The sequence below is a fragment of the Aeribacillus sp. FSL M8-0235 genome, from assembly GCF_038000355.1.
GTDB lineage: Bacteria > Bacillota > Bacilli > Bacillales > Aeribacillaceae > Aeribacillus > Aeribacillus composti.
Genome location: NZ_JBBOBW010000001.1, coordinates 3,049,758 through 3,076,007, shown reverse-complemented (window position 1 = coordinate 3,076,007; position 26,250 = coordinate 3,049,758). Strand labels below are relative to the sequence as shown.

Sequence of the window (26,250 nt, the reverse complement as noted above, 5' to 3'; positions counted from 1 at the left end):
TTGTTACCTATTCTCTTCATCATACTCCAAAAATAGGTCTTGTAAATCTCCATTAATTGGTTCATTATTATTGTTAATTGTCACTTTAAACTCAATATCCTCTTCTCCTATTGATACTACCCCATCTAACACCCCTAAAATATTAGATACAGCATCCACTTCTACTTGTTCGATTATTTTAAATAATATTTCTTTATTTTTATCTGATAGTTCTGAATAAAACATCAACGCTTCTTTCCAATAAGGGTCTGTAACTTCATTAATATCAGTATTATTGAATATATCTCGATAAAAATTACGATTTTCTTTTATAATTGACTGATGTAAAAGTTTAACAAACTCTTCTTTATTCATATATCTCATCTCCTTCTCATCTCTGGATACAATTGTTTATTTAATTCAATTAATTTTCGAAGTTGAGAATTAGGAATGTCTGGATATACTCTTCTTAACTCCATTATATCTCTTGCTAATAATTGTCTTACACTCTCAATTCCTTTTGAACTTCTCAAAACTATTCCCCTAGGACCTTTTCTTGTATGTCCAGCTTTTGGTATTAATATTGCTGGTGCATTATTTGGATCATAATTTCGAATGAATTTTTTCATAATTGCTTTTTGTCCAACATGATGTGCATCTAACCTCGGTACACCTTTTATTTCTTTATATAATCCTACATCATACTTACTAAATTTACCCGTACCCTTACCGTCCACCTCATCCCCAGTTTTGCCAATCATGTTAATCGCAGTTTCTTTTACTTCTTCCTTAGCCTTGCTCATCCATGCGCGGGACGCTGGACCAATTCCCGCCAAGGCTGGCTGCCATTGGACAGACGAAACGCTGGTAAGACGGTCATCCCATTGCTTCTTAAAATATCGCAGCGTTTTGGTAATCGGCGCTTTCACGACTTGGAGGTACGCCGCTTGAAAGACAGACATCATTTTATCATAGCGGAGAACATATTTCATTTGCGGGACCAATTTCGAAACATCCGCTGCTATCCCGGCCGCTTTCGCTCCTTTGATCCCCGCCTTTCCAGCGATTCCTGCCCCTTTGGCTGGAGGAATGACGGACAACAATAACATTCCTCCCGTAACCAGGCGGTCCCATCCGGATATCCGTTCTCCAGTAATCGGGTCGTATTCTCCAAACAACCGCTGCAAGTCATACCAGCCAAGAAGCTCCAGACTGAATTCTTTTATGTTGTCGGCGAGCGTTTGGTCTGCCTGTCTGTGTCTGATGGACGCGGCCGTCTGATACAGCAGTTCCTCCGCTTCATTCAGCTTTTCTCCATAGCGGTCGAGCCAATGAATCAGTTCGTCTGTAAGCTCGCGGATGGCGGCGGAACCGATGCCGGGAATCTCCATGGCAAAAAGAGGGAATCTCCTGGGAAAGCAAGGTCCGCGCGCGTTGTATAGAGCATTGCTCTATATAGTTTATTCGAAGTGCTCCTTGAGGAATAAACAATCCGCTTGAACTTTTTGTTCAAGCGGATTGTTTATTTATCGTTGTATTAGGGAATCTTGCTTCACACACTATAACAAAATTACTTTACCGTAATACTAGGAGGATATATTGATAATATTTCAATTACATCATTAGAAGTTAAAAATACATAATGTTCTACCTCTCTTGACTCGTATATACCGCAACTTTCTTTATGAAACCATTTCAAATATTCTGAGTTTTTAACTTTAAATAAAGACCAATCACTATAAAAATCTGTACCGTAATATTGATCTAAATAATTTAGCGTTTCTAATAACGAACCTTCATCAGTATTTCTATACGATAATACTCCTTCTTTAAAATTCACTACAACTTTTTTTTCACCATTTTCATCACTAAATTCTAAAATAACACCATCTTTACCATCCAAAAGCATATCATTATAAATTGTTGAAGGTATATCATCTAGCGGTATCCATCTTTCCCATTGTTCCATAAAACTTCCTCCATATTTGTTTTCTAGTAACGAAACTTTATTCTCTTCTTGCCATCTTGAATTTCAAGTGTAGGACGGCCATCACTACTTCTCTTTCTAACAATAACTGTTCTTCCATCCTTTAAAATACCGACTTTGAGGTCAGGCGTATCCTTAGTAATTTTAGGTCCCAACGAGTGAAAGTCATTCATTGCTTCACTAAATCCACCAGATAACTCATACTGAATAGTTCTTCCTTTTGTTGCTCTTCCAGGCTTAGCAACTTTAATTAAATCATCAACTGTTTTGCCAGTACCCTTAGTGCCAAGTTCAACGCCATCGTTGCCTGCTTTACTTCCGCCTAAATTTACCCCCGTCTTCTCACTCAGATAAGCTCGAACTTTATTCTCCAATCCATTGGTGTTTTCGGGCGGAACTTTAACGTTCTCAATCCCTTCCATGGCAAATCCCATTTGCCGGTCAGGGATTGAATTTTTCAGATTGGTCAGGCTATGTCAATTGTTGGGGTGCACTGGATGAGAAATGCTTGATACAGCTGTTCTAAGTTAGACCTTGCATTACTTTGCGATATCCACTTCTTAAAAACTTTTTACATAATAAGCTTTCTTTAATATGATTTTTTGTATTTACGAATTTAAGAAATAACCGGTGCAAAGTTAAACACCACCATTATCGAAAAAAATCCCCTCATAAGTAAACAGTAAATTGATGCATATTTACTGTCTCCTTATAGGGGGATGCTGTCAAAATTCGGCTACTTTTTCCTTTTCGTTCAAATAACCGGATAATAAAAGCCTTTGCTGTCATTATATATTTTGTCTATTATTGTTTTTCATCAACAGGCGTGACGGCGTCGTGCAGATATGTTTCTAATTCTTTGCGATAACGGTTTTGCTCCTCTTCTGTCCACTCCAAGTTTTTCGCCATATATTGAATAACGGATTCCTTCCATTGGTGAACTGAATGAATTTCAAAAAATAACGATCCCGTTCTCCGGATAAAGAAGTCCTCCGGTTTTACGACCATCTCTTCTTCCAAACCATATTGAAGTTGGGCTAAAACATCAATCGGTAATTGAAACTCATTTCTTACTTTCTTTAATTCAACTGCCAGTTCAAACACCCGGTCTACATTCGTTCCATATAATCGGACCAATCTTTCCGATTGTTTTCTGCTAAATCCCAATTTTTCTCCCTGTTCAACTTTTTTAGTTACGAACGATTCAAAATTTGTTGAACCTCCGAAATCTCCTCCCGAAATCGGCAGGTTTTTCGTTCTGCAAGGGGAAAATGCTGCGTTTTCTTCCTCTTTTAATAATTTGGCAACAAGATCAACGATCGTTTCTGCCATTTTACGGTATCCTGTTAATTTTCCGCCGGCAATGGTAATAATACCTGAATCAGACGTCCAAATTTCATCTTTGCGTGATATTTCAGAAGGACTTTTTCCTTCTTCATGGATTAATGGTCTGAGCCCGGCCCAGCTTGATTCAATATCTTCCACGGTGATATGGACCGTTGGGAACATATAATTAATGGCCTTAATAAGATAATCTCGATCTTCAACAGTCATTTTAGGATGTGCAATATCCCCATCATAGAAAGTATCTGTTGTGCCAACGTAAGTTTTTCCATCACGCGGAATGGCAAACACCATTCGTCCATCAGGTGTATCAAAATAGATCGCTTGTTTTAATGGGAATCGGCTTTGGTCAAAAACAAGGTGAATTCCTTTTGACAAAATCAAATGTTTTCCTTTTAAAGAGTGATCTTTTTCCCGTAACGTATCGACCCAAGGGCCTGTTGCATTTATAATTTTCTTTGCGAACACTTGATATGATTCTCCTGTTAATTGGTCAACAACTTTTACACCTACGGCTTTGCCTTGTTCGTAAATAAATTCGTCTACCTTTGCATAGTTAATCGCTTTTGCACCGCATTCGACTGCCTTTTTCATAACTTCAATCGTCAAGCGGGCATCGTCAGTTCGATATTCGACATAATATCCTCCGCCTAATAATCCATCTTGTTTTAATAAAGGTTCTTTATCAATAGTTTGCTCCGCATTCAACATCGTTCTTCGTTCGCTTTTTTTCACGTCAGCAAGGTAATCGTAAATTTTCAGTCCAATGGATGTGCTCCATTTACCGAATGTTCCTCCTTTATAAATCGGAAGAAGCATCCATTCAGGTGTAGTTACATGCGGGCCATTTTCATAGACGATCGCGCGTTCTTTCCCAACTTCAGCGACTAACTTCACTTCCAACTGTTTTAAATAACGGAGGCCTCCGTGCACAAGCTTCGTGGAACGGCTTGAGGTTCCTGCGGCAAAATCCTGCATCTCAAATAGAACTGTTTTCATTCCACGTGTTGTTGCATCAAGTGCAATTCCTGCACCTGTAATACCACCGCCAATAATGATGACATCAAACTGTTTTCCATCGACGTCTTTTAATATTTCTTGTCTTTGATAAGCAAATACATTTTTGTTCATTTGTTATTCCTCCTGTGATCCGTCAAAAGTCCTAAAAAAAGAGACCACATACACACTACGCTCCTTCTACAGACGTAATGCTATGTGGTCTCTCCTTGTCTCCAACCGAATATTAACTTTGAATGTATTATAGCATATTCTTCATCTTCTGAAAATTCTTTTGTATGCGAATTTAAAATTCAAAGCTTTTCCCCATAATGAACTTTTCTTTATTCAGTTGATGAAGAATCAGTGTTTGAAGACGCTATTGACACCATCGCACAAGCCATTTTTTCTTCATTCAATTGATGAAGATGGCTTGCGTCTTTCATGCCTTCTACAGCGTTTCTGAAACTGAAAGTCTAAAACTGCCGCCAAAACCTAAAGCATCGAAAAATTGGGTAGGCATTCAAAATAAATTATGACTGTTCAAATTCTTTCCATAATTGCTTATTGGATGTTGTCACGGCTGCAGCACCAGCTTGTAAAGCATTGTTGACATCGTCAATACTGCGGATAAATCCACCAGCGAAGATCGGGATTTGAATTCGTTGATGAATTTCGGCAATAATGCTCGGCATGGCGCCAGGTAAAACCTCAATCACATCGGGCTTTGTTTTTTCTAATAAGGAATAGCTTTTTTCTAAAGCGTTTGAGTCAATGAGAAAAACTCGTTGAATGGCCAATACGCCTTTTTGTTTCGCTTTCAAAACGACACTTGCTTTTGTCGAAAGCAGTCCATAGGGCTTGAAGGACTGGCATAAATATTCGGTTGCGTATTCATCATTTTTAAGACCATGTATTAAATCAACATGCAATAACAAGTTTTTACAATGCTGCTTAGAAATATTGACGATATTTTTCAACTGGGCAATATGGACATCTAATAACACACCATATGCATAGGAACTCTGAAGAAAAATTTCAAAATCCTTCATATTGCGAATCGCTGGAATAATTTTTTGATCTTTATATTCCATTGTTCGTTCCACCTTTTTTATTATTGGCAAAAAATCAGTGTGAATTCAGCTTTCAAACTTAATTGAAACAGAGAAGAGGTCTTTGCTTCAAGTCTCTAGAAAAAAAGAAATCCACAACAAAACACCCCTTCATCCAAACGACTAAAGGGAATTGATGTGGATCTCCTTCTCTCCGCTACAATTTATTAACTTATTTATAATTGTACCATAAACAAAAGCGCTGTCAAAGCAATGAGAACATCCACGCATGATCGTTTACAGGGTGAAAAAAATTTTTTAATCGTGAGATTCATAACTACTATCTTTTTCAAAAAATTTTCCAGTAATCCTGTTAACAAGTATATTAAAATGGAAAAAGGAGGGGATTTCATGTTCATTAAATTAACAGTTTACAAAAAGAACGGTCTTCATGTCCGGATGGCAGCAGCTTTTATTTCGCTGCTTCAAAATCTCATACAAAATAAAGAGATATTAAAAAAGACGTACGTTCTCTATCAGGATAAAAAAGTTCAAGTGAATAATCTATTATCTTTAGTGTCCTTAAAGATTGGACAAGGAGAGGAATTTATCCTGCATTTTGAAGAAAAAATAGACGATCAAATCGTCCAGCAGATAAAAGATTTTTTTGAACAAACGGATCTTGAAGATTCCCAGCAAGCAGAAACAGATCGACTTCTCATGGAAAATTCCATTACCCTTCATGAGGCCATATCTGCTTTACCGAATGGAATCGTCGTTGTGAATAGCGACAATATCATCACTTATGTCAATGCAGCTGCAGCAAAACTTTTGGAAAAAGATCCTCATGAGCTTATCAATCAACGCGCTGACGAAGTGATTCCCCATTCAAGATTGCATGAAGTACTGAAGACAGGAAAAATGGAATTATCCAAAAAGCAAGAAATCAACCATCATACATTGTTAACAACCCGTTCGCCAATTATTTTTAATGGAAAAACGATTGGGGCTGTTGCTATTTTTCAAGATATATCTACCATTGAGAAAATCAGTAAAGAATTGAATGAAGTAAAAGAGCTGCAGCAGCGACTAAATCTTGTTTTAAAGTCCGTCTCAGATTTAATCGGATTAACAGATAAAAATGGAAATTTTATATACAAAAATGATGAAATGGATGTTTTGTTAAAAAATTTAAACAGTGTCCCAAACATTCAATCAATAATCGGGCAACATGAATGGGAAAATATTAAAAGCACTCAAAATCAGATTATGAAACTAATTCAAGTAAACCAACAATCTAGTTATATTACAAAAATAAATCCTATTTTCGTTGACGATGAATTTCGCGGAACAGTTGCCACCATGACTCCATTCGATGATATTAAAAAGCTCCTCGAAAAAATTGATCTAATGGAGCAAAGAACGAAATATTTGGAAATGGAGCTGTCCAAACATCAAGGATTTGATGAAGCATTTCATAAGATCATAGGAAACAGCGAGACATTAAAAGATTCCTTAACAATCGCCGCAAAGGTTGCAAAAACAAATTCGACAGTGATTATTACAGGAGAAAGCGGAACAGGGAAAGAACTTATCGCTAAGGCTATTCATGAAGCAAGCGACAGAAAGAATAACCTATTTATTCGAGTGAATTGTGCAGCCATCCCTCCTCAATTAATGGAAAGCGAATTATTTGGTTATGAAAAGGGAGCCTTTACAGGAGCGTATAAAACACATCGAGGAAAATTTGAACTCGCTAATAAAGGTACGATTTTTTTAGATGAAATCGGTGATTTAAGTTTGGATTTGCAAGCAAAAATTTTACGTGTGCTGCAGGAAAGGGAAGTGGAAAGAATTGGCGGATATGCGCCCATTCAGCTTGATGTTAGGGTAATTGCCGCGACTCACCGTGATCTCAAAAAAATGGTAGATGAGGGCAGTTTTCGCGAGGATCTTTATTATCGGTTGAATGTTGTCCCAATTCATCTGCCGCCTTTAAGGGCAAGAAAAGAAGATATTCCGCTTTTGGTGGAGGCGTTTCGAAAACAATTGAATGCTAGATTGGGAAAAAATATCAAAGGGTATGAAAAAGGATTTATGGAAGCATTATGCAGTTACCATTGGCCAGGAAATATTAGAGAATTACAAAATGTGATTGAACGGTTATTTAATCTCGCAGATGAAGAAATTTTGCGATGCAAGGATTTACCTTACTACATCTCGAACCCTCAATGTCAAGAAAATAAAAAAATAATGCAGAAACAGAGTATCAATTTTGGCAACGAAGTGCTGACCTTCAAAGAATATGAAAAACAAATTTTTTCGTTTGCTTGTCAATATTACCCAAGCTATAACCAATTAGCGAAAGCGCTTGGGATCACTCATAAAACGGCAGCTAAAAAAATAAGAGAATATGGATTGGAGCATTTAGTTGGGAAAAAGTATCAAATGGATTGATATTTTTTTCCAATGAACTCGCCATAAAAATATGAAAACGCATCCGTAAAGCGCTTTCGTTGTTGGCATCATTTTTGCATTAATAAAAAGTGCAAAGTTAAGAGGAGGTATGTCTATGAAAAAATTAATCAATGATCCTAATCAAGTAGTTGAAGACATGTTAGCAGGGATGGTTGCGGCTCATTCTAATCGAATGAAGAGATTGCCAAATACAAACGTAATCGTAAGAAAAGATGCACCTATTCAAGGAAAAGTTGGCTTGGTTAGCGGTGGAGGAAGCGGTCATGAGCCTTCACATGCTGGTTATGTAGGTAAAGGAATGCTAGACGGAGCGGTATGTGGAGAAGTGTTCACTTCCCCAACCCCAGATCAAATTTTTGAGGCGATTCAAGCGGTTGATAGCGGAAATGGGGTGTTATTGATTATTAAAAATTACACTGGCGACATTATGAATTTTGAAATGGCTGCCGAAATGGCTGAAGCAGAAGGAATCAACGTAGCAAAAGTGGTTGTGAATGATGATGTAGCTGTGGAGGATAGTACATATACGACAGGCCGGCGGGGAATAGCAGGTACGGTTTTTGTTCATAAAATTGCCGGTGCATTAGCGGAAAAGGGTGCAACGCTAAAAGAAGTAGAAGCAGTAGCTAAGAAAGTTGTGGAAAATGTGCGGTCAATGGGAATGGCCTTAACTCCATGCACTGTTCCAGCAGCAGGAAAACCTGGCTTCGAGCTCGGAGAAAATGAAATCGAAATTGGAATGGGGATTCACGGAGAACCTGGCATTGAAAAAACACAAATCCAGCCAGCGGATGAAATCGCACAAATACTTCTTGAAAAAATTTTAGATGACTTAAAACTTGAGGAAAACGACAAGGTTGCGGTCATGATCAACGGTCTAGGTGCAACACCATTAATGGAATTATATATTATGAACAAAAAAGTCTCTGAGGTCCTAAAGGAAAAGAACATTTATATACATGAAACGTTTGTTGGTGAATTTATGACATCGCTTGAAATGGCTGGCTGCTCTATTTCGTTATTAAAATTAGACGATCAACTCATTGAGTTGTTAGACGCACAAGCGGATACAATCGCATTCAAAAAATAGCAATCTCGCTTTCTTACAGTCTGCCTATAGAAGGAATATGAGGAGAGATGATCAATGACATTTGACGTTGAACAGGCTAAAAAATGGATCATAACTTTTAACGATAAAATTCAGGAAAATAAGGAGTATTTAACGGAGCTGGATCAAGCAATTGGCGATGGAGACCATGGATTAAATATGGCACGGGGATTTCAGGAAACCGTCAAGAAAATTACAGAAGGCAAATATGATGATCTTGGTTCTTTGTTTAAAGATGTTGGCATGACTTTAATTGCTAAAGTAGGCGGAGCTTCAGGTCCGTTATATGGAACAGCTTTCATGAAAGCTTCTCTTGCTTTAAAGGGTAAAAAAGAAGTTGATATAAAGGCTTTAGTTGAGGCATTAGCAGCATCATTGGATGGGTTAAAAGTTAGGGGAAAGGCACAAGTAGGAGATAAAACGATGATCGATGTTTGGGAGCCTGTCATTGAGTATATGAAAAATCATGAAACGATTCATTCTAAAGAGCTTACTGATTTATCTAAAGAGAAAATGGACGACACAAAAGAGCTTGAGGCAAAGAAAGGCCGTGCGGCTTATTTAGGAAAGCGTTCTATTGGTCATATTGATCCTGGGGCAGCTTCATCGTATTTATTGTTTGCTTCCTTAGCTGAATTGCTCGAAGAAGGAGAGGTGGCCCAATGAAATATGTAAGTCTTGTCTTAATTTCACATAGCTATGAAATTGTAAGCGGCCTAAAAAAGCTTCTGAATCAAGTTCAACCTGAAGTATCTGTAGCCATCGCTGGAGGGGTTGAAGGAGATATCGGAACAAATGCATTAGACATTAAGGAAGCAATTGAATCAGTCTATTCTGAGAAAGGCGTTGTCGTTTTGTTTGATTTAGGGAGTGCACTCATTAATGCTGAAATGGCTATTGAGATGCTAGAGAACAATGAAAACATTATAATAGCCGATGCTCCTCTCGTAGAAGGAGCTTATGCAGCGGTCGTTGAGGCTGGTTTGGGAAGCTCGATTGAAGAGGTCGTTCGAGCTGGCGAGAGTGCAAAGGAGCTTGTCAAAATCAATGACTAGCGAGAAAAATTAGGAGTGAACTCAATGATCGAAAAAGAGATTACAGTGACCATTGAAAATGGTCTGCATGCTAGACCAGCAGCAGATTTTGTGAAAAAAGTAAACCAGTATAAAAGCAAGGTTGAGTTAATGATCGGCGACAGAAGGATTAACGCGAAAAGTATTCTTCAGCTTATGAGCGTTGCCATAATGGAGGGACAGACGATCAAAGTGATGACTGATGGAGAAGATGAGAAAGACGCATTAGCGTTTATTGATTCTTTTCTCCAATCAGGTAAAGAATCGTAATCAAGCCTTTGCTTTTGAATTGTTGCAAAATTCATATTAGGTTCATGGGTCCCATTTCCTTTAACTTACTTCAAAACAAATAATATCATAATTCAAAAAAAAAGTGATTGACAACGCTTTCTTTTTGTAATAATCTGAAATCAAGTTAATATTTGTGATGGAGAAATGGAGATCCACAGTAATTCCCTGTATGCAGCCTGCATACTAAGGGGGGAATTTGCTGCGGATCTTTTTTATTGACCAAAATTGTAGTCTTTTCGCAAGAGATAACAAATATATGAAAAAGGAGGAAACTTTGATGTCTGCATTTTTAGGTGAGCTAATTGGCACCATGATTTTGATTGTTTTTGGGGGTGGAGTTGTCGGCGGTGTTGTACTTAAAAAATCAAAAGCTGAAAATTCAGGCTGGATTGTTATTACGATGGGATGGGGTCTTGCCGTAGCGATGGCGGCATATGCTGTAGGTCAATTTAGCGGAGCCCATCTTAATCCGGCTGTAACCATCGGATTAGCTGCAATCGGTTCTTTCCCATGGAGTGATGTACCGACCTATATTATTGCCCAAATGATTGGCGCATTTATCGGTGCTGTGATCGTTTATTTGCACTATTTGCCCCACTGGAAAGCAACCGATGACCAAGGTGCAAAATTAGCCGTATTCTCAACAGATCCTGCAATCAAAAATCCTGCAGCGAATCTTTTAAGTGAAGTCATTGGTACATTCATTTTGTTGCTTGGATTTTTGGCACTTGGAGCGAATAAATTTGCAGAAGGAATGAACCCGTTCATCGTTGGATTTCTCATCGTTGCAATAGGTCTCTCCTTAGGCGGAACTACGGGTTACGCCATCAATCCTGCCCGTGATTTAGGTCCGAGAATTGCTCATTTTATTCTGCCGATTCCAGGTAAAGGAAGCTCTAACTGGGGTTATGCTTGGATTCCTGTTGTAGGGCCGATTATTGGGGGAACGTATGGAGCGTTATTTTATAAATGGGCTTTTGAAGGAGTCAGTACCTCTACTTTTTGGATTTTCACAATTGTTGTAGCAGTTATCGTTGTGGCAGCGCTAGTAAGCAATAAAGAACAAAGCTTGAATGTCTATAAGAAAACGAAAGCAACACTTTAAGTTTATAATTTTAATAAAAAAATGAGGTGAAGAAAATGGAAACATATGTTTTAGCTCTAGACCAAGGAACGACAAGTTCACGTGCGATCATTTTTAATAAAAAAGGGGAAATCGTTCATATTTCACAAAAAGAATTTGCGCAATATTTTCCTAAACCAGGCTGGGTAGAGCATAATGCCAATGAAATTTGGGGTTCCATCTTATCCGTCATCGCCACTTCCTTGTCTGAGTCAGGAATAAAACCTGAGCAAATTGCAGGCATCGGAATTACGAACCAACGCGAAACAACGGTTGTTTGGGATAAAAACACAGGTCAGCCGGTATATAATGCCATTGTTTGGCAATCACGGCAAACGGTAGATATTTGTGAGGAGTTAAAGGCGAAGGGATTAAATGATACATTTCGTGAAAAGACAGGTCTGTTAATTGATGCATACTTTTCAGGAACAAAAGTCAAATGGATATTAGATCATGTTGAAGGGGCTAGAGAAAAAGCGGAAAGAGGAGAGCTTTTATTCGGAACAATTGATACTTGGTTAATTTGGAAGCTCTCGGGTGGAAAGGCACATGTGACGGATTATTCAAATGCTTCAAGAACATTAATGTTCAATATTCATGAGCTGAAATGGGATGATGAACTGTTAGAAATTTTAACCGTGCCTAAATCCATGCTTCCGGAAGTACGTCCATCTTCAGAAATTTATGCACATACAGTTCCGTATCATTTCTTTGGGCAAGAAGTTCCGATTTCTGGAGCGGCTGGGGATCAGCAAGCAGCACTATTCGGTCAGGCTTGTTTTGAAGAAGGCATGGCGAAAAATACGTACGGTACGGGCTGCTTTATGCTTATGAACACGGGCGAAAAAGCTGTTGCTTCTAACCACGGACTATTAACAACGATTGCTTGGGGATTAAACGGAAAAGTGGAATATGCTTTAGAAGGAAGTATTTTTGTTGCAGGATCTGCCATTCAATGGTTAAGAGATGGACTTCGTATGTTAAAAAATGCTGCTGATAGCGAACAATATGCAGAACGTGTAGAATCCACAGACGGTGTATATGTAGTACCGGCGTTTGTCGGGCTAGGAACACCGTATTGGGACAGCGATGTTAGAGGAGCTATATTTGGTTTGACACGGGGAACGCAAAAAGAACACTTTGTTCGTGCAACTTTAGAGTCCCTTGCCTATCAAACAAAAGATGTGCTGACTGCTATGGAAGCGGATTCGGGTATTTCCTTGAAAACCTTGCGTGTAGATGGCGGGGCAGTAAAAAATAATTTTCTAATGCAATTCCAGAGCGATTTGTTAGGTGTCCCTGTTGAACGTCCTGTTGTCAATGAAACTACTGCTCTTGGAGCGGCTTATTTAGCCGGCTTGGCAGTAGGATATTGGAAAGATCAATCAGAGATCGCGACACAATGGAACATTGACCGTACATTCGAACCAACTATGAATGAAGAAAAACGTAACAAATTATATGAAGGCTGGCAAAAAGCTGTAAAAGCTGCGATGGCTTTTAAATAAAGGTTCTCAGTCAATTGTTGAGGTGCACTTGATATGAAGTGCACCTCTTTTATATGTATGGAAGGTAGATCAGTGAGCATTATTCCTTATTTCTGAGACGATCAAAGTTGCGGAAAAACCATAAAAAATTTTTTCTCGGTATAAGTTATTCATCTCAAAGTGTATTCAGCTTACTCTAACTTACGGATATAATTTTATATGAAGTATAGTATAGTTATTCTAAATTCTTTAGTATACTTCAATGAAAAAGGAATCCAAAGTTAGAAAGATGATATTTAATGTTCAAATTGGTAAGAATGCTAAAATTGCGAGATCTAGAATTGTTTCGTATAGATAATCAAGATAATGAAACTATCTGTATGCTGTTGATTTTAGATTACAGAAGACCAAGTGTTTTGGATGATTTTCCAAATTTAAAGGAAATAGAGGATGAAAATTCATTTGAAGGCGCGGAGAATTATATCCACACTGTAATAATTTCAGAGGAAAAATTAGAAGAAAATATTGTCGGTCGAATTATTGAAGTAATTGAAGGATTAGTGGAGCATAAGCCAAATTGTGACAATAACAATTCATTTTATATTAGTAAATTTCCTGATCATTTTGAGACTGGTGCACATTTAATAGAATATATTAAACCTATTTTAAATAAGATGAATTTTGGAATTGATCTAACATCACTAGCGTTGCATTAATTTAATTCGAAAATTCTGAATTGAAAAAAGTCCATAAAAAAATCCTTTATAATGGATGGTACAGGTGGTCCCTGTCCAAATCCAATATAAAGGATGAAGCCTATGGACAAGGATACACTATTTTCTTCATTTGGTAAATGGGTCACTCCTCTCAATTCTGTTAAATTTACACAAAGAATTGAAGAGATGAAACAAGATAAATATACGAAAAAATTAACCACAAAAGCGTATTTACTTTTGTTTTTGCATGCTCAACTTCAACAACGAGAAGGACTGCGCGCCATCGCCGATGATGCGTTACTGGATGATTTTCAGCGAGAATTAGGATTGACATCTATTAGTGCTTCACAACTTTCTCGAAAACATCGCCAAGTAAAACCCGAATTGCTCGCAGAAATCTTTCTGGATTTAGTGAATCAAATCCGCCAGATGTCCACGAATTCCTCCAGTCAGGTGAGTGGCTTAAAAATCGTGGATTCTACGACCATTTCACTGAATCTGAAAAAATATCAATGGGCTACGTTTCGCAAAACGAAGTCGGGAATTAAGGTTCATTTACGACTGGTGTTTGTCAATGAAGATACGGTTTATCCGGAAAAAATGGTCATGACCCCAGCAGGGAACAATGATCGAACACAAATGGAACAACTGATCGACGAAACAGATGCCATGTACGTGTTTGATCGTGGTTATGTAGACTACGAAAAGTTCGATTATTACTGTGATAAAGGCCTCTTTTTCGCCTCCCGTCTGAAAAAGAATGCCTATGTTCGATTTCTTGAATCGTTCTCTGTCCCATCCAATTCCTCTATTTTATCTGATTCGATGGTGGTCATTGGGACACCACAAAAACGAACGGAAAATGTGTTTCGATTAATCGAAACATTCGATTCGGACGGGAATCGAATTCGAATCATTACGAACCGATTCGACCTAGATCCAGAAGAACTTGGTGATATCTATCGTTCTCGATGGGCCATTGAACTATTTTTTAAGTGGATTAAGCAACGTTTAACACTCAAACATCTTTATGGAACGAGTCCAGAAGCTGTAGAAAATCAGGTTTACTTAGCTCTGATTTCTTACTGTTTACTCATTCTTATTCAACTTGAAATGAAATCGAAACATTCTCTCACCCAGATTTATCGTTGGCTTCGCGTTTTTCTTTGGAAACCAAGTACCGTGTGGGTGGAACGAATTCAACGGGAATGAGTTGAAAAAAGTCGGCGAAGCGCAGTAGCCATGTAACAATAAAACAAATACATTTATTACCAAATGGATAGTGATCACCTTTAGTTGGTTACTGCCTTGTTTTTCGTTTATCATAAAATATTTTATTCAGAAAATTCTGCATAAAATGTTTTTATTTTTTATGCAACGCTACTGATCTAACATATATCACTGATAAACATTTCAATTATTTAACTCAAGAATAATTTTTTCATTAAAAGTAAAAGCGGTATCAAAAATGGAGATCTACTTTTAACTTCTGCTGAACTCGGGGGAACGAAAGTAAGGAATCCGGAGAAGCTAAAGGCAAAGCGATAACCCCGCCTTCTTGTACTAAAATTTAAGTTCGGCATTGGATGTATCAAGGATTCCTGCTGAATGTAGGAATCCCTTTTTGACACGATTCCGCACTAGAAAATCTGATTAAGTATTTCTCAAAGTATCCCTTGTGAAATAGTTGAACATGAGAAAATAAATTTGATGGCTAAAAAAGGATAAAACATGTGGTAAAATAGTGAAAATTAAAAATTAGAGGAGCGTTGTTTGTGATAAATTATAATGGCCGCAAGTTTGTTTCAATTGAAAATACAGATAATGGAGAAGTTTCTTCAGAAACGCTTTTTGAATATAAACAAGAAGGAAATATAATCTCAGCAACGTATAGCGGTGGAGAAATTATAAAAGGATTCTTAATTGGGATAGTAAAAGAAGATGGATGCTTAGAGTTTAGGTATAACCATGTGAATATCAAAAACGAGATTAGGGGCGGAAAATGTACTTCTACTCCAAAAATCTTACCAGATGGGCGAATTAGACTGTATGAGAATTGGAAATGGCTCGATGATAAGGAAACGGAAGGAAATTCAATTATTGAAGAAGTTGTTGAAAATCATTGATATATAAATTTGAGTTGAAAAATAAAGATTGCTGCGCTGCTGGTAGTATAGTGATGAAAAAGTGAAAAGAGAATTTATTGTAGGTAATTATAAAGATAAACAAATAAACATATGGAGTTCCATTTTTTTCTCTTACGTATATTGCATCACTTTTCTACCCTATTGATCTCTCAATGAATTTAGACATTTGATTTTATAATCGTATCTTATAAAAGAGAGGTCTTAAGACAGCCGATATCAATTCCTGTTTGCATACCGTGCGGGCGTTTTTCAACTCAATTGTAAATTCCTTATAAACACCCTTTCCTTTCATACACACATAAAAACAGCTTTCTTAAATAATAATCCCTCCCAACTTGATATACCTTTACTTCACGAAAATCAATCATATTCTTTAGCAGACAATAAATTTGGCGAACGATGAATGGATAAGAGAAAAAGTTATTCAGAGAGATTTCAGCTGAAAGACAAAATAAAAGCTTGTAAGTATGAAAAGCAATGCCGTATGATAGCAATAAGTTAGGCAATTTTTTCAATTTTTGGAGGTATTCTATGAAAATTGCATTTATTCTTTTTGATCGAATGACAGCTCTTGATTTTGTAGGTTTTTATGATGGGGTAACACGCTTGAAAACAATGGGTTTTAATGAAGAATTAAGCTGGACCTTGTGTGGAATGAAAGATGAAATAAGTGATGATCGGGGAATTACAGTTAAGATTCAAGAAGTGGCTCCTGATTTATCTCAGTATGATTTGTTATTTGTCCCCGGGGGATTCGGTACTCGAGAATTATTGCATGATTCTGAATTTATCGAATGGTTAAAAACGGGCAGCAATGCGACGTATAAAGTGTCCGTTTGTACAGGTTCCATACTTTTTGGCGCTGCTGGTTTTCTTGATGGAAAGAAAGCGACGACCCATCCAAATGAGTATGATTTACTTCGATCTTATTGTTCAGAAGTTATAGAAGATCGAATTGTGAAGGACGGTTATGTTATTACTGGCGGCGGGGTCGCAACATCGGTGGATCTCGGTTTATTTATTTGTGAGCTGCTTGCAGGCAGAGAAGCTGTTCTTCGCATTCAAAAACAAATGGACTACCCATATTACAAAGTTAGGCAATATAATTTAGACTAAGTTCTTCCATAAGAAGCTTTCTTTTTTTGTTGTTATTTATTTTCAGAATTGTTATGATACTGCTTTCTCGTTGAATACATAAATGCTGCAAATTACGGATTATCACCGGTTTTGCTTAATCACTAATTAGGCGAAGAGTTTCGGAACGATGCCTGTTTAACAGGGGTGATTTTATAGGGATTAGTATAAAATTATTTCAAACGAAAGCGTCTCAATAAATTTAGACGGGGTTTGCACAAGCAAAAGTATAAACTAGGCGAAAACCGCATGGAAATTCCGTAATTTTTGCACCAGATTGGAAGCAGATTACTCGGACTTATGCAAGATAAAACTTTCCGTACTTATGGAACTCTAAATACCGCCAACTGGATAAGCGTGGAAAAAATAAAATGAAAGCTCTCTGCTCCTCTTTGAGATTCACTTTTCAAAGAGGAGTATTTGTTTTGATAGTATTCTTTCTTAACTAGCAGGTTGCTCTCTGATGTCAGTCTATATAGACACAATGAGCAGATAATTGTATAGTAAATCTATCGATCATGTCTATAATGAAATAGCAAAAGGTTTCTGCCAATGTGAAGATTTTTTACAAAGAATTTTTTAATCGTTGCGCTACATGTAAACACTGTACATGACTAACTTTGATCGTTTGGAAATGAATCGATGCTCTGGCAAAGCTTCAGCAATCGCAGCTCATATAGTTGAATGGAATCATGATTAAAATGCTAATTTTTGTTTTTTTCTAATGGGCTTTATATCGCTTATTATCATTACTACTCGACACTAAGTTTAGGCCAATGATCCGAATTTTTTATTTGCGGCTGATGAAAAGAAGTAATTTTAAGTTGACAATATAAACTGTAATCATTATTATTACACTTAGGAGGAAGGTTCAATATGAATAGCGATTTTTCGATTGCCGTTCACTGCGTTGCGTATCTGGCTGAAAAGCAAAATCAGCGAGTAACCAGTGAAGACATTTCTCAAAGTGTTTCTGTCCACCCAGTAAGATTAAGAAAAATTTTAAGCATATTAAGAAAAGAAAATATAATTGCTTCTAAAGAAGGGGCAAAGGGCGGATTTTCGTTAAACGCTCAGCCTGAACAAATTACGTTAGACAAAATTTTTAGAATCACTAGTGAGGAAACGCTTGTGCCGAAATGTCCCGATTCCAATGACAACTGTATAATAGGCAAACATCTGTCAGATGTACTCATTCGTATTTTTCATAATGCAGAAGAACATTTTTTAAACTATTTAAAAGGTGTGACAGTCCAAGATATCATTAATGAAATTCATAATAATAGCTCAAAAAGTTCGTTTCATGCCTGAAACAAAATAGTTTGTTGCGGCAAAAATTTTTTTTAAATAAAACTGTAATCAAAAACGTTTCAGTTTTAGGAGGTGAATGATGTTGAAGAAAAAACGAGTAGTCGTCGGAATGTCTGGAGGAGTGGATTCCTCTGTAGCTGCTTACCTTCTTAAAAAAGAAGGGTACGACGTCATCGGGGTATTTATGAAAAACTGGGATGATACGAATGATGATGGTGTATGTACGGCAGCTGAGGATTATGAAGATGTTAAACGAGTTGCCAACCAACTCGGGATTCCTTACTATGGCGTCAACTTTGAAAAAGAATATTGGGATCGTGTATTTACGTATTTCATGGATGAGCTGAAGCGAGGCCGAACACCGAATCCAGATGTAATATGCAATACTGAAATTAAATTTAAAGCGTTTGTTGACTATGCTCTTTCACTTGATGCGGATTATATCGCAACGGGTCATTACGCAAGAATCAACAGAGAAAATGGCCAAATCACCTTGCTGCGTGGAAAAGATGCGAATAAAGATCAAACGTATTTTCTTAGCCAGCTAACATCGGACCATTTGTCTAAAGTTCTGTTCCCGCTGGGTGAGTTAACGAAGGGTGAGGTGCGAAAAATCGCCCAAGAATTAAACCTTTTTACCGCCAATAAAAAAGATAGTACCGGAATCTGTTTTATTGGAGAACGAAATTTCAAAAACTTTTTAAAGAATTTTTTGCCGGCACAGCCTGGAGAAATTCGTTCGCTTGATGGAGAAGTGCTCGGTACTCATGATGGTTTAATGTATTACACAATCGGCCAACGAAAAGGGCTTGGCATCGGCGGCAAAGGAACAGGAGAACCTTGGTATGTCGTCGATAAAGATTTAGACAACAATGTTTTACTTGTTGCTCAAGGCAAAGACCATCCGGCATTGTTCTCTACTGGACTGATTGCATCAAACCTGAACTTGATAAATGGGGATGTTCGTCTTAGTACGTTTGCATGTACAGCTAAATTCCGCTACCGTCAAGAGGATCAAAAGGTGCGTGTCCATATTCGTCCGGATGGAACGGTGTTTGTAGAATTTGAAAAACCAGTTAAGGCTGTGACACCAGGGCAAGTAGCGGTATTTTATGAAGGTGAGATTTGTCTTGGCAGCGCCATTATTGACAAAGTGATAAAAGACGATGCTGCTATTGCCGCGGCTGCATCATAAAAAGTTCGTTACAGATATAATATATGTTTTTGTACAAATTATAAATATTGTTCATATCTGTAAAACAAATTATTTTAAACAGGGCCTTTCCTTTATATACGGCCCACCTTTTCTTAAGGAGTGGTAAAAACAATGGAAAAATTTAAAAATCATAAAGGGTATTCACGCATGTATCAAGAGAACAAACTGACTTTAGGGCTGTTCTTTCCGATTGAATCGTATATGGGGAGACGTCCCTGAGATGAATATCGAAAAGCAAATGAAGCTGGCAAAACGAGCAGAAGAGCTGAATTTCGCTTCATTGTTTGTGAGAGATGTGCCGCTGCGCGATCCAAATTTCGGAGATGTTGGACAAATGTATGATCCGTTTACGTATTTAGGGTATGTTGCGGCTCACACCGATAAGATTGCTTTAGCAACTGGAAGCATTATTTTAACGCTGCGTCACCCACTTCATGTGGCAAAAGCGGCAGCTTCTGTAGACAGATTATCTGGTGAAAGACTCATTCTCGGCGTCGCAACTGGTGACCGTCCAATCGAGTTTCCAGCATTTTCTGTGAATCCAGAAGAACGGAGCGAATTATTCCGAGAATCAGTAGCTGCTATAAGAAAGGTTTGGCGTGACCATTTTCCGACGATTAACACGACACGAGTGCATATGACAAGTGGAGATATGCTGCCAAAACCAAAATTGTCAGATATACCATTAATGGTAACAGGTCACAGTGGACAATCTCCTGAATGGATTGCTGAACATAGTGATGGATGGATATACTATCCGCGTGGAATTAAGTTTCAAAAAGCATTAATCGATAATTGGCGTTCGATAACAGAAGAATTTAAGCCATTTTCCCAATCTCTTTACATTGACTTAACGGAAGATCCAAATCATGTACCAATTCCGATACATCTTGGATTCCGTACGGGACGAAATTTCGTAATCGAATTTCTTGGAGCTTTACAGGATGCAGGTGTGAACCATGTCATCATCAACTTAAAATATGGACAGCGTCCAGTCGAAGAAGTGATTGAAGAATTAGGCGAGTATGTGCTTCCGCATTTCCCTGCTTTAACATGATAAGAAAATTTAAAAACCATCAATATGAGAAAGGATGGATATGATGAAAGTTTTGGTCATTGGAGCCAACGGGCAAGTAGGACAACAAGTAGTAAATATGCTTCATGCGCATGAACAGCATTCTGTTCGTGCAATGGTTCGAAAGCAAGAGCAATTGGAGGATTTTCAGAAAAAAGGAATTGAAGCGGTGCTCGCTGATTTGGAAGGCACTGTCGATGAAATTGCCGAAGCGGCCAAAGGCTGCGATGCGATCGTATTTTCAGCTGGTTCAGGGGGACACACAGGGGCTGATAAAACATTGCTGATAGATTTAGACGGCGCTGTAAAAGCCATGGAGGCTGCTGAAAAAATCGGAATTGAACGTTTTGTTATCGTGAGCTCATTCCAAGCCCATAATCGTCAGAACTGGCCGGAAAACCTTAAGCCATATTATGTCGCCAAACATTATGCCGACCGTGTGTTGATGAATAGCGGCCTAAATTATACGATTATTCGTCCTGGTTATCTAAAGAATGAAAAAGGTACAGGACTGGTTACCGCAGCCGAAAACTTACCTGTTGGTTACATTCCTCGGGAGGATGTAGCAAGAACGATTGTTCAAGCTCTTGATGAACCAAATACGTATAGAAAAGCATTCGATTTAATGTCAGGAGATAAAGAAATTAGCGAAGCGTTGAAATCACTGTAATGTACCGTTCAATGGAAAAGGAAGGGAGAAATTAGAAAATGGCTTACCCTTTTTACGCAATGGGATTTTGCTTTCTATAATTCAATGGGTATTTATAGTTTTGAAGCTCGATGTGAAATGTTAAAGGAAATTGGCTATGACGCAACCCATTTATCCGTCTGGCACGGAGAGCGATGGAGAGATGTAGAAAAGCTCAAAAACGTTAAGGAGAAATATGGGCTGGACGTCGCAGGCGTGTACGTTGTGTTAGATCTTTCACTAGGCGAGGACCATCCAAGAAATGCAGGCATTTTAAAGATGCTGGAGATTATGGAAGGGTGCAGCACGGTTGAGCTGGCGATTCAATCTGTCGGAGAGCATATCCGCCCTTCAGATCCAAAAGGGGACGACATCGCAGTAAAATGACTGGAAAAAGCATTGAAGATTGCCGAACGAAGAAATATTAACATTTTGCTTTACACGCATCTATCCTTCTGGATTGAACGCCATGAAGATGCAGTGAGACTATGCAAACGCCTGAACCATCCTAATCTTGGAATTGTCTTTTGCGGCTACCATTGGTATGCGGCAGATGGAACAAATCTAAAAGGAACGATTCAAGCGGTAGCTCCTTACTTAAAACAAGTAAACATGTCCGGCAGCAGCCGCAATCCGCACGGTTTTGGCGGAGTGGCAACAATCGAGCCTTTGGATGTTGGGGAGTTAGATAATTTTGCGTTGCTTGGACAGTTAAAAAAGATCGGTTATAACGGAATGATCGGCTACTTAGGTTGGAGTGAAGGCGGCGACGCTTATAGTAAGCTGAGACGTTCACTCAATGCGTTCCGTGATATGGAGCGTAGAGTTGAGGCACACCCGCACTGGGCGGATTTAAAATTAACTCCATAATGAAAAATATTGAGGTGCTAGTCGAACAATAATAAGTTCAACTAGCACCTCGTGCATTCAGCTAATGTACTGCGGTATTCACCGAAGTACATTTTTTTATTGAAGCTTTTAAGCTCCTTTATTTTTCAACAACTGCCTTTTCATTTACAGCCGTTTTTTTCACATACATCGTTACGCCGATGATGATAAGAATAAGAAGCAGCTGCGGCACTACTGTTTCAATCGTCGGATAGAAACCGATTGGTTCAATATAAGGAACATTCGGCAATGAATGTGTTGGCAGCGTGTTTGCTATCTGCATGGCATGAATACTGATTCCGAGCATTTTGAATGATAATACATAAATAAGCAGTGTTGCGCCCATAAAGAACGGCCGGACGGGAATCGCTGAACTAAAGCGGATGATAATAAACCCGAGGATCACTAAGATCGCCATGGCGATAGCGATTCCTAAAATTAACTGGCTGATTTCCATCGACGGAGCCATTCCGGCATAGAAAATAATTGTTTCGGCACCTTCGCGAAAAATTGAGAGAAAACTTAGCAAGGCCATGGAAAACAAGCTTCCTTTTGCCAATGCGTGTCCGAGATGCTCTTTAATATATTGATTCCAGTGGGCGATATTTGACTTTTTGTGAAGCCAAGCGCCAACCGTCAGCATCATTACAACAGCAGTGATGCCGACGATTCCTTCGATCGATTCGCGGCTTCCGGCAACAGTTATTTTGGAGAAAAACATGTTCATGACAACAGCTAGAATAGCACTAGAAATGATGCCGCATAAAACGCCGATCCAAATCCAACCTTGTTTGTCGGCATGATTCGTTTTCTTCAAAAATGAAAGCAAACCGGCGATGATTAAAAGAGCTTCAAATCCTTCACGCAGTAAAATAAGCATAGCATCTATATACGTATAGCTTGTTTTGGCTGCGATGAGCTGAAGGGAATCATACAATTCACTAATCATCGTTTGAGCTTTTTCTACGTTTTTATTGTCAGACTGCAATAAACTGATTGCGGAGGGAATTTCAGTTTCCATGCGATTGTATAGGGAGTAGTCTTTTGTCCGAACCTCCCCTTCAACTACCGGCCATATAAGCAATATTTTGTTTAAATGTTCTGATGCCTCGGATGGGTTATGATCTTTTAGCGACTGTACGCTTTTTTCCAATAAATCTGTTACATCACTTAATGTGTATTCATTTCCAGCGGATTTCCCCGCATTTTTTCCGCTTAAAAAATTTTCAATAGAAGCTGTCAGATCCTGGAGGCTCTTTAAAGCCTTCTCTCGATCAGGCGGAGTTTGCGTCAGTGAAATTCTTAACAAAGCAAGCTGTGTTTCAATTTCGCCATACGAAACAACGCTTTCGGTACGAACAATGTTCTCGTTTGCCGTCCAAGTGGAGAGTAATTGCTGATATTTCATGGCCGCCTGATCAAAATTATTATTTTGAATCATTTTTTCGATTTCATCAATAAATTGATACATCTGTTTTAGCTTTTCTTTTTCTTTTTGCGGATCTGTCGGATTTTGTTCTTCTTCGTACGAAGTAAGCGCTTTTGATAAAGCGGACAAATTTTCACTTATTTTCGTTGCATCTTTTTCAGATTGAGCCAGGGCGTTTTTCGCATTTTTTAACTGTTTATCGACTTCAGCTGTTTTTTTGCTATCAACTGCTTTTACTTCGTTCCATTGCTGTGAGAATTGTTCCAAATTGTCCTGTACGACATCCCAGTTCGCTTCCTTTGTTTTCATGATGGCATCGCCTATCAAAACATATAAATCATCAAGGGTCTCTGCGGCTACGGCTTTATTTGAGAAAATACCCATTGTGAAAAGAATTGCGAAGGCAATAAGCCCTAATTTTTTATACATCAGTTTCAACTCCTATGAAAGAGAGAAAGGGATTATGAAAATAACGTTTCTCCAATATATCCGCCTTTTTTTACTCCAGGAAGACAGGCAAATACGGCACTTCCTCGATGGACGATATATTCGTTTAATTCATCCATTTGCGAAAGCCGCTTTTGAATTGGGATAAATTGCTTGCTTATGCTGCGCTGAAAGCTGATAAACAATAATCCGGCATCAAATGTTCCAGTTTTTGCATCTATTCCATCCGCATATGAATAAGAACGGCGCAAAATTTTCTGTTTTCCGTCACCGTGAGCGACTCGAACATGGGCGGTCATTGGAATGTAGTATTCTCCGTTTTCATCCTTCTTTTCAAAATCCGGCGGATCGAACTCATTTTTTTGCCCAAGGTATGCACCTGAATCCCGATATCTGCCAAACGTATTTTCTTGTTCCTTTAAAGTAGTCCGATCCCAAACTTCGATAAACATTTGAATCCGCCTTACTACTAAATACGTTCCGTTCACGAGCCAATCAGGTCCGTCACCGGGCTGCACCCAAACGTATTGATTCATTTCAGCAGAATTTTTCACATTTGGATTCACTGTTCCATCCTTAAAGCCAAATAAATTTCGCGGCGTTTCCTTTTTCGGACTCGCTTGCTTTGTACGCTGGAAACCGGCCTGTGCCCAGCGAAGAACCGCTTTGCCGCGGGCAATTCTCGCTAAATTTCTAACCGCATGGAAGGCAACCTGCAAATCATCCGAGCATGCTTGAATACAAAGATCTCCGCCTGTCCACTGCTCTTCCAATGAATCAAGCGGAAACTTCGGCAGTTCTTTTAGTTCATCCGGCTGCTTTTTTTGCAAACCAAATCTATCCTTGTTGTTTTTTGTAAAAAGCGTCGGGCCGACGCCGAAAGTAATGGTTAAATTTGACGCATTAAGTCCTGCAGCTTCCCCCGTATCATCTGGAGGAAGGTATTTATTATTAGCTGGATCTCCAACCGATTTGCCTTCTGTCATAGCTGCGGCAGCCTTCGTCCATTCTTTAAATAGCTGAATAAGCTCGTTTCTGCCTTCAGCCGTCACGTCAAAAGCAGCAAAATAAATGTGGTTTTGCACTTCAGTTGCAATGCCTGCCTGATGTTTTCCGTAAAACGGAACAACCGCATTTGTATTTTCTTTTTTTTGAGAGGTCGGCAACACGTCAGCCAATGCTAGCGCTCCACCAATGCCGGATGCACCGATTAGCACGCCGACTCCTCCGATGCCCGCAGCCTTCAACACATCTCGTCTTGATACGTTCTTGTTAAAGACAGATGTCGTTTCTTTTTTATCAGGTTCAGACATTGGCTATCCCTCCAGTACAACCCCTAGTTTAGAAAGAGGCTCTGCCAGTTCATTGATCGATTGGCTCAATTCTTTTACTTGATCCTTGGTTAGCTCAGTATATGAAATATACCCGTCGCCTTTTTTATATTTGTCAAGAAGTGCATAAACTGCTTGAAACCGCTGTTCGATTTCCTTAGCGAGCGCCTCATCCTTTTCCTTAAGGGCAGGGCTCATTAATTCATAAATCTTTTCAGCACCCTCAACATTGGCAACAAAATCGTATAAATCTGTATGGGAATAACGATCCTCTTCCCCTGTAACTTTTGATGTTGAAACTTCATTTAAAAGGTCGACTGCGCCGGTGATCAAAAGGTCGGGTGTCACATCGACAGTTTCAACTTTTGCGCGCAAAAGCTTCACATCTTTTATAAGCTGCTCAGCATATTTTTCATAGCCTTTCGTCGTATTTTCAACCCAGAGTCCCTTTTCAATCCGGTGATAACCTCCCCACTCTGCATCAGGGACATCACCTTCACGAGCGTCAATTTTCGGATCGAGTTCTGCAAACGCTTCAGCAATCGGTTCAGAACGCTCATAGTGCATGCGAGCCGGCGCATAAAGTTCTTTTGCTTTTTCCACATCCCCAGCGATCACTGCATTGGCAAACTCTTCTGTCTTTTTAACAAATTCATCTATTTCAGCGATCGCAAACGTGCGATAATCTGTAGATATTTGATTTAAATCAACTTGGGAGCTTTCTTTCGCTGTCTCTTTTTTTGCCGGTTCCGTTGTTGAACTTTCATTTGATTGGGAACAGCTAAACAACAAACTGCTTGATAAAAATAATATGACAGGCAATTTATAGCGTTTCATGCGATCAACAACCCCTCAAATTAATGATTTTCATTCTCAATTATATTGGGAATGAAAATCAACTTCAATAGTTTTTTTCCTGTTACTAGAACTTAAAGGTGAAAATTGTATGT

Annotated in this window: 24 protein-coding genes and 2 pseudogenes; 17 read left to right on the top strand and 9 right to left on the bottom strand. The window is 38.6% G+C overall.

The features are described from left to right. Positions 1 to 3 precede the first annotated feature (3 nt). The 6 genes and pseudogenes from NSQ71_RS15025 to NSQ71_RS15000 form a co-directional block, all read right to left on the bottom strand. The gene (locus NSQ71_RS15025) at positions 4 to 354 is read right to left on the bottom strand and encodes a hypothetical protein (RefSeq protein ID WP_029761977.1); all 351 of its coding nucleotides are present in this window, start codon (positions 352 to 354) and stop codon (positions 4 to 6) included. Positions 355 to 359: 5 nt separating this feature from the next. Further along, positions 360 to 1,470 (bottom strand): annotated as a pseudogene (locus tag NSQ71_RS15020) (pre-toxin TG domain-containing protein). Between the two features lie 79 nt (positions 1,471 to 1,549). Then, the gene (locus NSQ71_RS15015; RefSeq protein WP_117017390.1) at positions 1,550 to 1,948 is read right to left on the bottom strand and encodes a hypothetical protein; all 399 of its coding nucleotides are present in this window, start codon (positions 1,946 to 1,948) and stop codon (positions 1,550 to 1,552) included. A gap of 23 nt (positions 1,949 to 1,971) precedes the next feature. Next, complete coding sequence (locus tag NSQ71_RS15010; protein WP_327848253.1) at positions 1,972 to 2,388, bottom strand: hypothetical protein; 417 nt, start codon at positions 2,386 to 2,388, stop codon at positions 1,972 to 1,974. 382 nt (positions 2,389 to 2,770) lie between these two features. Continuing rightward, positions 2,771 to 4,441 carry a glycerol-3-phosphate dehydrogenase/oxidase gene (locus NSQ71_RS15005; RefSeq protein ID WP_327848252.1) on the bottom strand — a complete coding sequence of 557 codons (1,671 nt, stop codon included), beginning with the start codon at positions 4,439 to 4,441 and terminating at the stop codon, positions 2,771 to 2,773. Between the two features lie 398 nt (positions 4,442 to 4,839). Then, the gene (locus tag NSQ71_RS15000; RefSeq protein ID WP_066250997.1) at positions 4,840 to 5,400 is read right to left on the bottom strand and encodes a glycerol-3-phosphate responsive antiterminator; all 561 of its coding nucleotides are present in this window, start codon (positions 5,398 to 5,400) and stop codon (positions 4,840 to 4,842) included. 369 nt (positions 5,401 to 5,769) lie between these two features. On the opposite strand from NSQ71_RS15000, the gene NSQ71_RS14995 reads away from it, so the two are divergent. The 17 genes and pseudogenes from NSQ71_RS14995 (at position 5,770) to NSQ71_RS14915 (ending at position 22,075) form a co-directional block, all read left to right on the top strand. Then, complete coding sequence (locus NSQ71_RS14995; RefSeq protein WP_340734165.1) at positions 5,770 to 7,815, top strand: sigma 54-interacting transcriptional regulator; 2,046 nt, start codon at positions 5,770 to 5,772, stop codon at positions 7,813 to 7,815. A gap of 115 nt (positions 7,816 to 7,930) precedes the next feature. After that, positions 7,931 to 8,926: a dihydroxyacetone kinase subunit DhaK gene (gene dhaK, locus NSQ71_RS14990; RefSeq protein ID WP_311066451.1), complete on the top strand. Its 996-nt coding sequence runs from the start codon at positions 7,931 to 7,933 to the stop codon at positions 8,924 to 8,926. A gap of 54 nt (positions 8,927 to 8,980) precedes the next feature. After that, positions 8,981 to 9,610, top strand: coding sequence for a dihydroxyacetone kinase subunit DhaL (dhaL, locus tag NSQ71_RS14985; protein WP_311066450.1), 630 nt, complete (start codon positions 8,981 to 8,983; stop codon positions 9,608 to 9,610). Continuing rightward, entirely contained in the window at positions 9,607 to 9,999 is a 393-nt protein-coding gene (gene dhaM, locus NSQ71_RS14980) for a dihydroxyacetone kinase phosphoryl donor subunit DhaM (protein WP_063387208.1), read from the top strand. The genes dhaL and dhaM overlap by 4 nt, the downstream gene beginning before the upstream one ends. A gap of 24 nt (positions 10,000 to 10,023) precedes the next feature. Then, the gene (locus NSQ71_RS14975; protein ID WP_063387209.1) at positions 10,024 to 10,287 is read left to right on the top strand and encodes an HPr family phosphocarrier protein; all 264 of its coding nucleotides are present in this window, start codon (positions 10,024 to 10,026) and stop codon (positions 10,285 to 10,287) included. 298 nt (positions 10,288 to 10,585) lie between these two features. Beyond that, positions 10,586 to 11,413 (top strand): MIP/aquaporin family protein, encoded by an 828-nt coding sequence (locus NSQ71_RS14970; RefSeq protein ID WP_311066449.1) that lies wholly within the window; start codon positions 10,586 to 10,588, stop codon positions 11,411 to 11,413. A gap of 35 nt (positions 11,414 to 11,448) precedes the next feature. After that, positions 11,449 to 12,939: a glycerol kinase GlpK gene (gene glpK / locus NSQ71_RS14965; protein ID WP_340734164.1), complete on the top strand. Its 1,491-nt coding sequence runs from the start codon at positions 11,449 to 11,451 to the stop codon at positions 12,937 to 12,939. 320 nt (positions 12,940 to 13,259) lie between these two features. Beyond that, positions 13,260 to 13,634, top strand: a complete 375-nt coding sequence (locus tag NSQ71_RS14960) for a hypothetical protein (RefSeq protein ID WP_340734163.1) — start codon at positions 13,260 to 13,262, stop codon at positions 13,632 to 13,634. Positions 13,635 to 13,736: 102 nt separating this feature from the next. Next, positions 13,737 to 14,846, top strand: coding sequence for an IS4 family transposase (locus NSQ71_RS14955; protein ID WP_144596560.1), 1,110 nt, complete (start codon positions 13,737 to 13,739; stop codon positions 14,844 to 14,846). Positions 14,847 to 15,409: 563 nt separating this feature from the next. Then, positions 15,410 to 15,760, top strand: a complete 351-nt coding sequence (locus NSQ71_RS14950) for a n-acetylglutamate synthase (RefSeq protein WP_198318546.1) — start codon at positions 15,410 to 15,412, stop codon at positions 15,758 to 15,760. A gap of 552 nt (positions 15,761 to 16,312) precedes the next feature. Next, the gene (locus tag NSQ71_RS14945) at positions 16,313 to 16,897 is read left to right on the top strand and encodes a DJ-1/PfpI family protein (RefSeq protein WP_340734162.1); all 585 of its coding nucleotides are present in this window, start codon (positions 16,313 to 16,315) and stop codon (positions 16,895 to 16,897) included. A gap of 894 nt (positions 16,898 to 17,791) precedes the next feature. Next, positions 17,792 to 18,226: an RrF2 family transcriptional regulator gene (locus NSQ71_RS14940; protein ID WP_063387215.1), complete on the top strand. Its 435-nt coding sequence runs from the start codon at positions 17,792 to 17,794 to the stop codon at positions 18,224 to 18,226. A gap of 82 nt (positions 18,227 to 18,308) precedes the next feature. Next, positions 18,309 to 19,421, top strand: a complete 1,113-nt coding sequence (mnmA, locus tag NSQ71_RS14935; RefSeq protein ID WP_340734437.1) for a tRNA 2-thiouridine(34) synthase MnmA — start codon at positions 18,309 to 18,311, stop codon at positions 19,419 to 19,421. A gap of 132 nt (positions 19,422 to 19,553) precedes the next feature. After that, a pseudogene (locus tag NSQ71_RS14930) lies at positions 19,554 to 20,499 on the top strand (LLM class oxidoreductase). A 43-nt stretch (positions 20,500 to 20,542) separates the two neighbouring features. Next, complete coding sequence (locus NSQ71_RS14925; RefSeq protein WP_063387218.1) at positions 20,543 to 21,187, top strand: SDR family oxidoreductase; 645 nt, start codon at positions 20,543 to 20,545, stop codon at positions 21,185 to 21,187. A gap of 117 nt (positions 21,188 to 21,304) precedes the next feature. After that, complete coding sequence (locus NSQ71_RS14920; RefSeq protein ID WP_327873408.1) at positions 21,305 to 21,592, top strand: hypothetical protein; 288 nt, start codon at positions 21,305 to 21,307, stop codon at positions 21,590 to 21,592. Between the two features lie 12 nt (positions 21,593 to 21,604). Continuing rightward, the gene (locus NSQ71_RS14915; RefSeq protein WP_327873407.1) at positions 21,605 to 22,075 is read left to right on the top strand and encodes a sugar phosphate isomerase/epimerase family protein; all 471 of its coding nucleotides are present in this window, start codon (positions 21,605 to 21,607) and stop codon (positions 22,073 to 22,075) included. A 118-nt stretch (positions 22,076 to 22,193) separates the two neighbouring features. On the opposite strand, the gene NSQ71_RS14910 is transcribed toward NSQ71_RS14915, so the two are convergent. From NSQ71_RS14910 to efeO, 3 genes are read right to left on the bottom strand one after another with little or no spacing between them, the layout of a single operon-like run. Beyond that, positions 22,194 to 23,951, bottom strand: coding sequence for an FTR1 family protein (locus tag NSQ71_RS14910; RefSeq protein WP_327873405.1), 1,758 nt, complete (start codon positions 23,949 to 23,951; stop codon positions 22,194 to 22,196). A gap of 32 nt (positions 23,952 to 23,983) precedes the next feature. Further along, the gene (gene efeB, locus NSQ71_RS14905) at positions 23,984 to 25,282 is read right to left on the bottom strand and encodes an iron uptake transporter deferrochelatase/peroxidase subunit (RefSeq protein ID WP_063387221.1); all 1,299 of its coding nucleotides are present in this window, start codon (positions 25,280 to 25,282) and stop codon (positions 23,984 to 23,986) included. A gap of 3 nt (positions 25,283 to 25,285) precedes the next feature. After that, positions 25,286 to 26,137, bottom strand: a complete 852-nt coding sequence (efeO, locus tag NSQ71_RS14900) for an iron uptake system protein EfeO (RefSeq protein WP_063387222.1) — start codon at positions 26,135 to 26,137, stop codon at positions 25,286 to 25,288. Between the last annotated feature and the right edge of the window lie 113 nt (positions 26,138 to 26,250).

Excerpts from the sequence above, each read along its gene's own strand:
- dhaL (WP_311066450.1), top strand. The coding sequence starts at position 8,981 with ATGACATTTGACGTTGAACAGGCTAAAAAATGGATCATAACTTTTAAC.
- NSQ71_RS14940 (WP_063387215.1), top strand. The coding sequence starts at position 17,792 with ATGAATAGCGATTTTTCGATTGCCGTTCACTGCGTTGCGTATCTGGCT.
- NSQ71_RS15015 (WP_117017390.1), bottom strand. The coding sequence starts at position 1,948 with ATGGAACAATGGGAAAGATGGATACCGCTAGATGATATACCTTCAACA.
- NSQ71_RS15025 (WP_029761977.1), bottom strand. The coding sequence starts at position 354 with ATGAATAAAGAAGAGTTTGTTAAACTTTTACATCAGTCAATTATAAAA.
- NSQ71_RS15000 (WP_066250997.1), bottom strand. The coding sequence starts at position 5,400 with ATGGAATATAAAGATCAAAAAATTATTCCAGCGATTCGCAATATGAAG.
- efeO (WP_063387222.1), bottom strand. The coding sequence starts at position 26,137 with ATGAAACGCTATAAATTGCCTGTCATATTATTTTTATCAAGCAGTTTG.
- NSQ71_RS14925 (WP_063387218.1), top strand. The coding sequence starts at position 20,543 with ATGAAAGTTTTGGTCATTGGAGCCAACGGGCAAGTAGGACAACAAGTA.
- NSQ71_RS14970 (WP_311066449.1), top strand. The coding sequence starts at position 10,586 with ATGTCTGCATTTTTAGGTGAGCTAATTGGCACCATGATTTTGATTGTT.
- NSQ71_RS15005 (WP_327848252.1), bottom strand. The coding sequence starts at position 4,441 with ATGAACAAAAATGTATTTGCTTATCAAAGACAAGAAATATTAAAAGAC.
- dhaK (WP_311066451.1), top strand. The coding sequence starts at position 7,931 with ATGAAAAAATTAATCAATGATCCTAATCAAGTAGTTGAAGACATGTTA.
- NSQ71_RS14975 (WP_063387209.1), top strand. The coding sequence starts at position 10,024 with ATGATCGAAAAAGAGATTACAGTGACCATTGAAAATGGTCTGCATGCT.
- dhaM (WP_063387208.1), top strand. The coding sequence starts at position 9,607 with ATGAAATATGTAAGTCTTGTCTTAATTTCACATAGCTATGAAATTGTA.
- NSQ71_RS14910 (WP_327873405.1), bottom strand. The coding sequence starts at position 23,951 with ATGTATAAAAAATTAGGGCTTATTGCCTTCGCAATTCTTTTCACAATG.
- NSQ71_RS14995 (WP_340734165.1), top strand. The coding sequence starts at position 5,770 with ATGTTCATTAAATTAACAGTTTACAAAAAGAACGGTCTTCATGTCCGG.
- efeB (WP_063387221.1), bottom strand. The coding sequence starts at position 25,282 with ATGTCTGAACCTGATAAAAAAGAAACGACATCTGTCTTTAACAAGAAC.
- glpK (WP_340734164.1), top strand. The coding sequence starts at position 11,449 with ATGGAAACATATGTTTTAGCTCTAGACCAAGGAACGACAAGTTCACGT.
- NSQ71_RS14955 (WP_144596560.1), top strand. The coding sequence starts at position 13,737 with ATGGACAAGGATACACTATTTTCTTCATTTGGTAAATGGGTCACTCCT.
- NSQ71_RS14920 (WP_327873408.1), top strand. The coding sequence starts at position 21,305 with ATGTTAAAGGAAATTGGCTATGACGCAACCCATTTATCCGTCTGGCAC.
- NSQ71_RS15010 (WP_327848253.1), bottom strand. The coding sequence starts at position 2,388 with ATGGAAGGGATTGAGAACGTTAAAGTTCCGCCCGAAAACACCAATGGA.
- NSQ71_RS14945 (WP_340734162.1), top strand. The coding sequence starts at position 16,313 with ATGAAAATTGCATTTATTCTTTTTGATCGAATGACAGCTCTTGATTTT.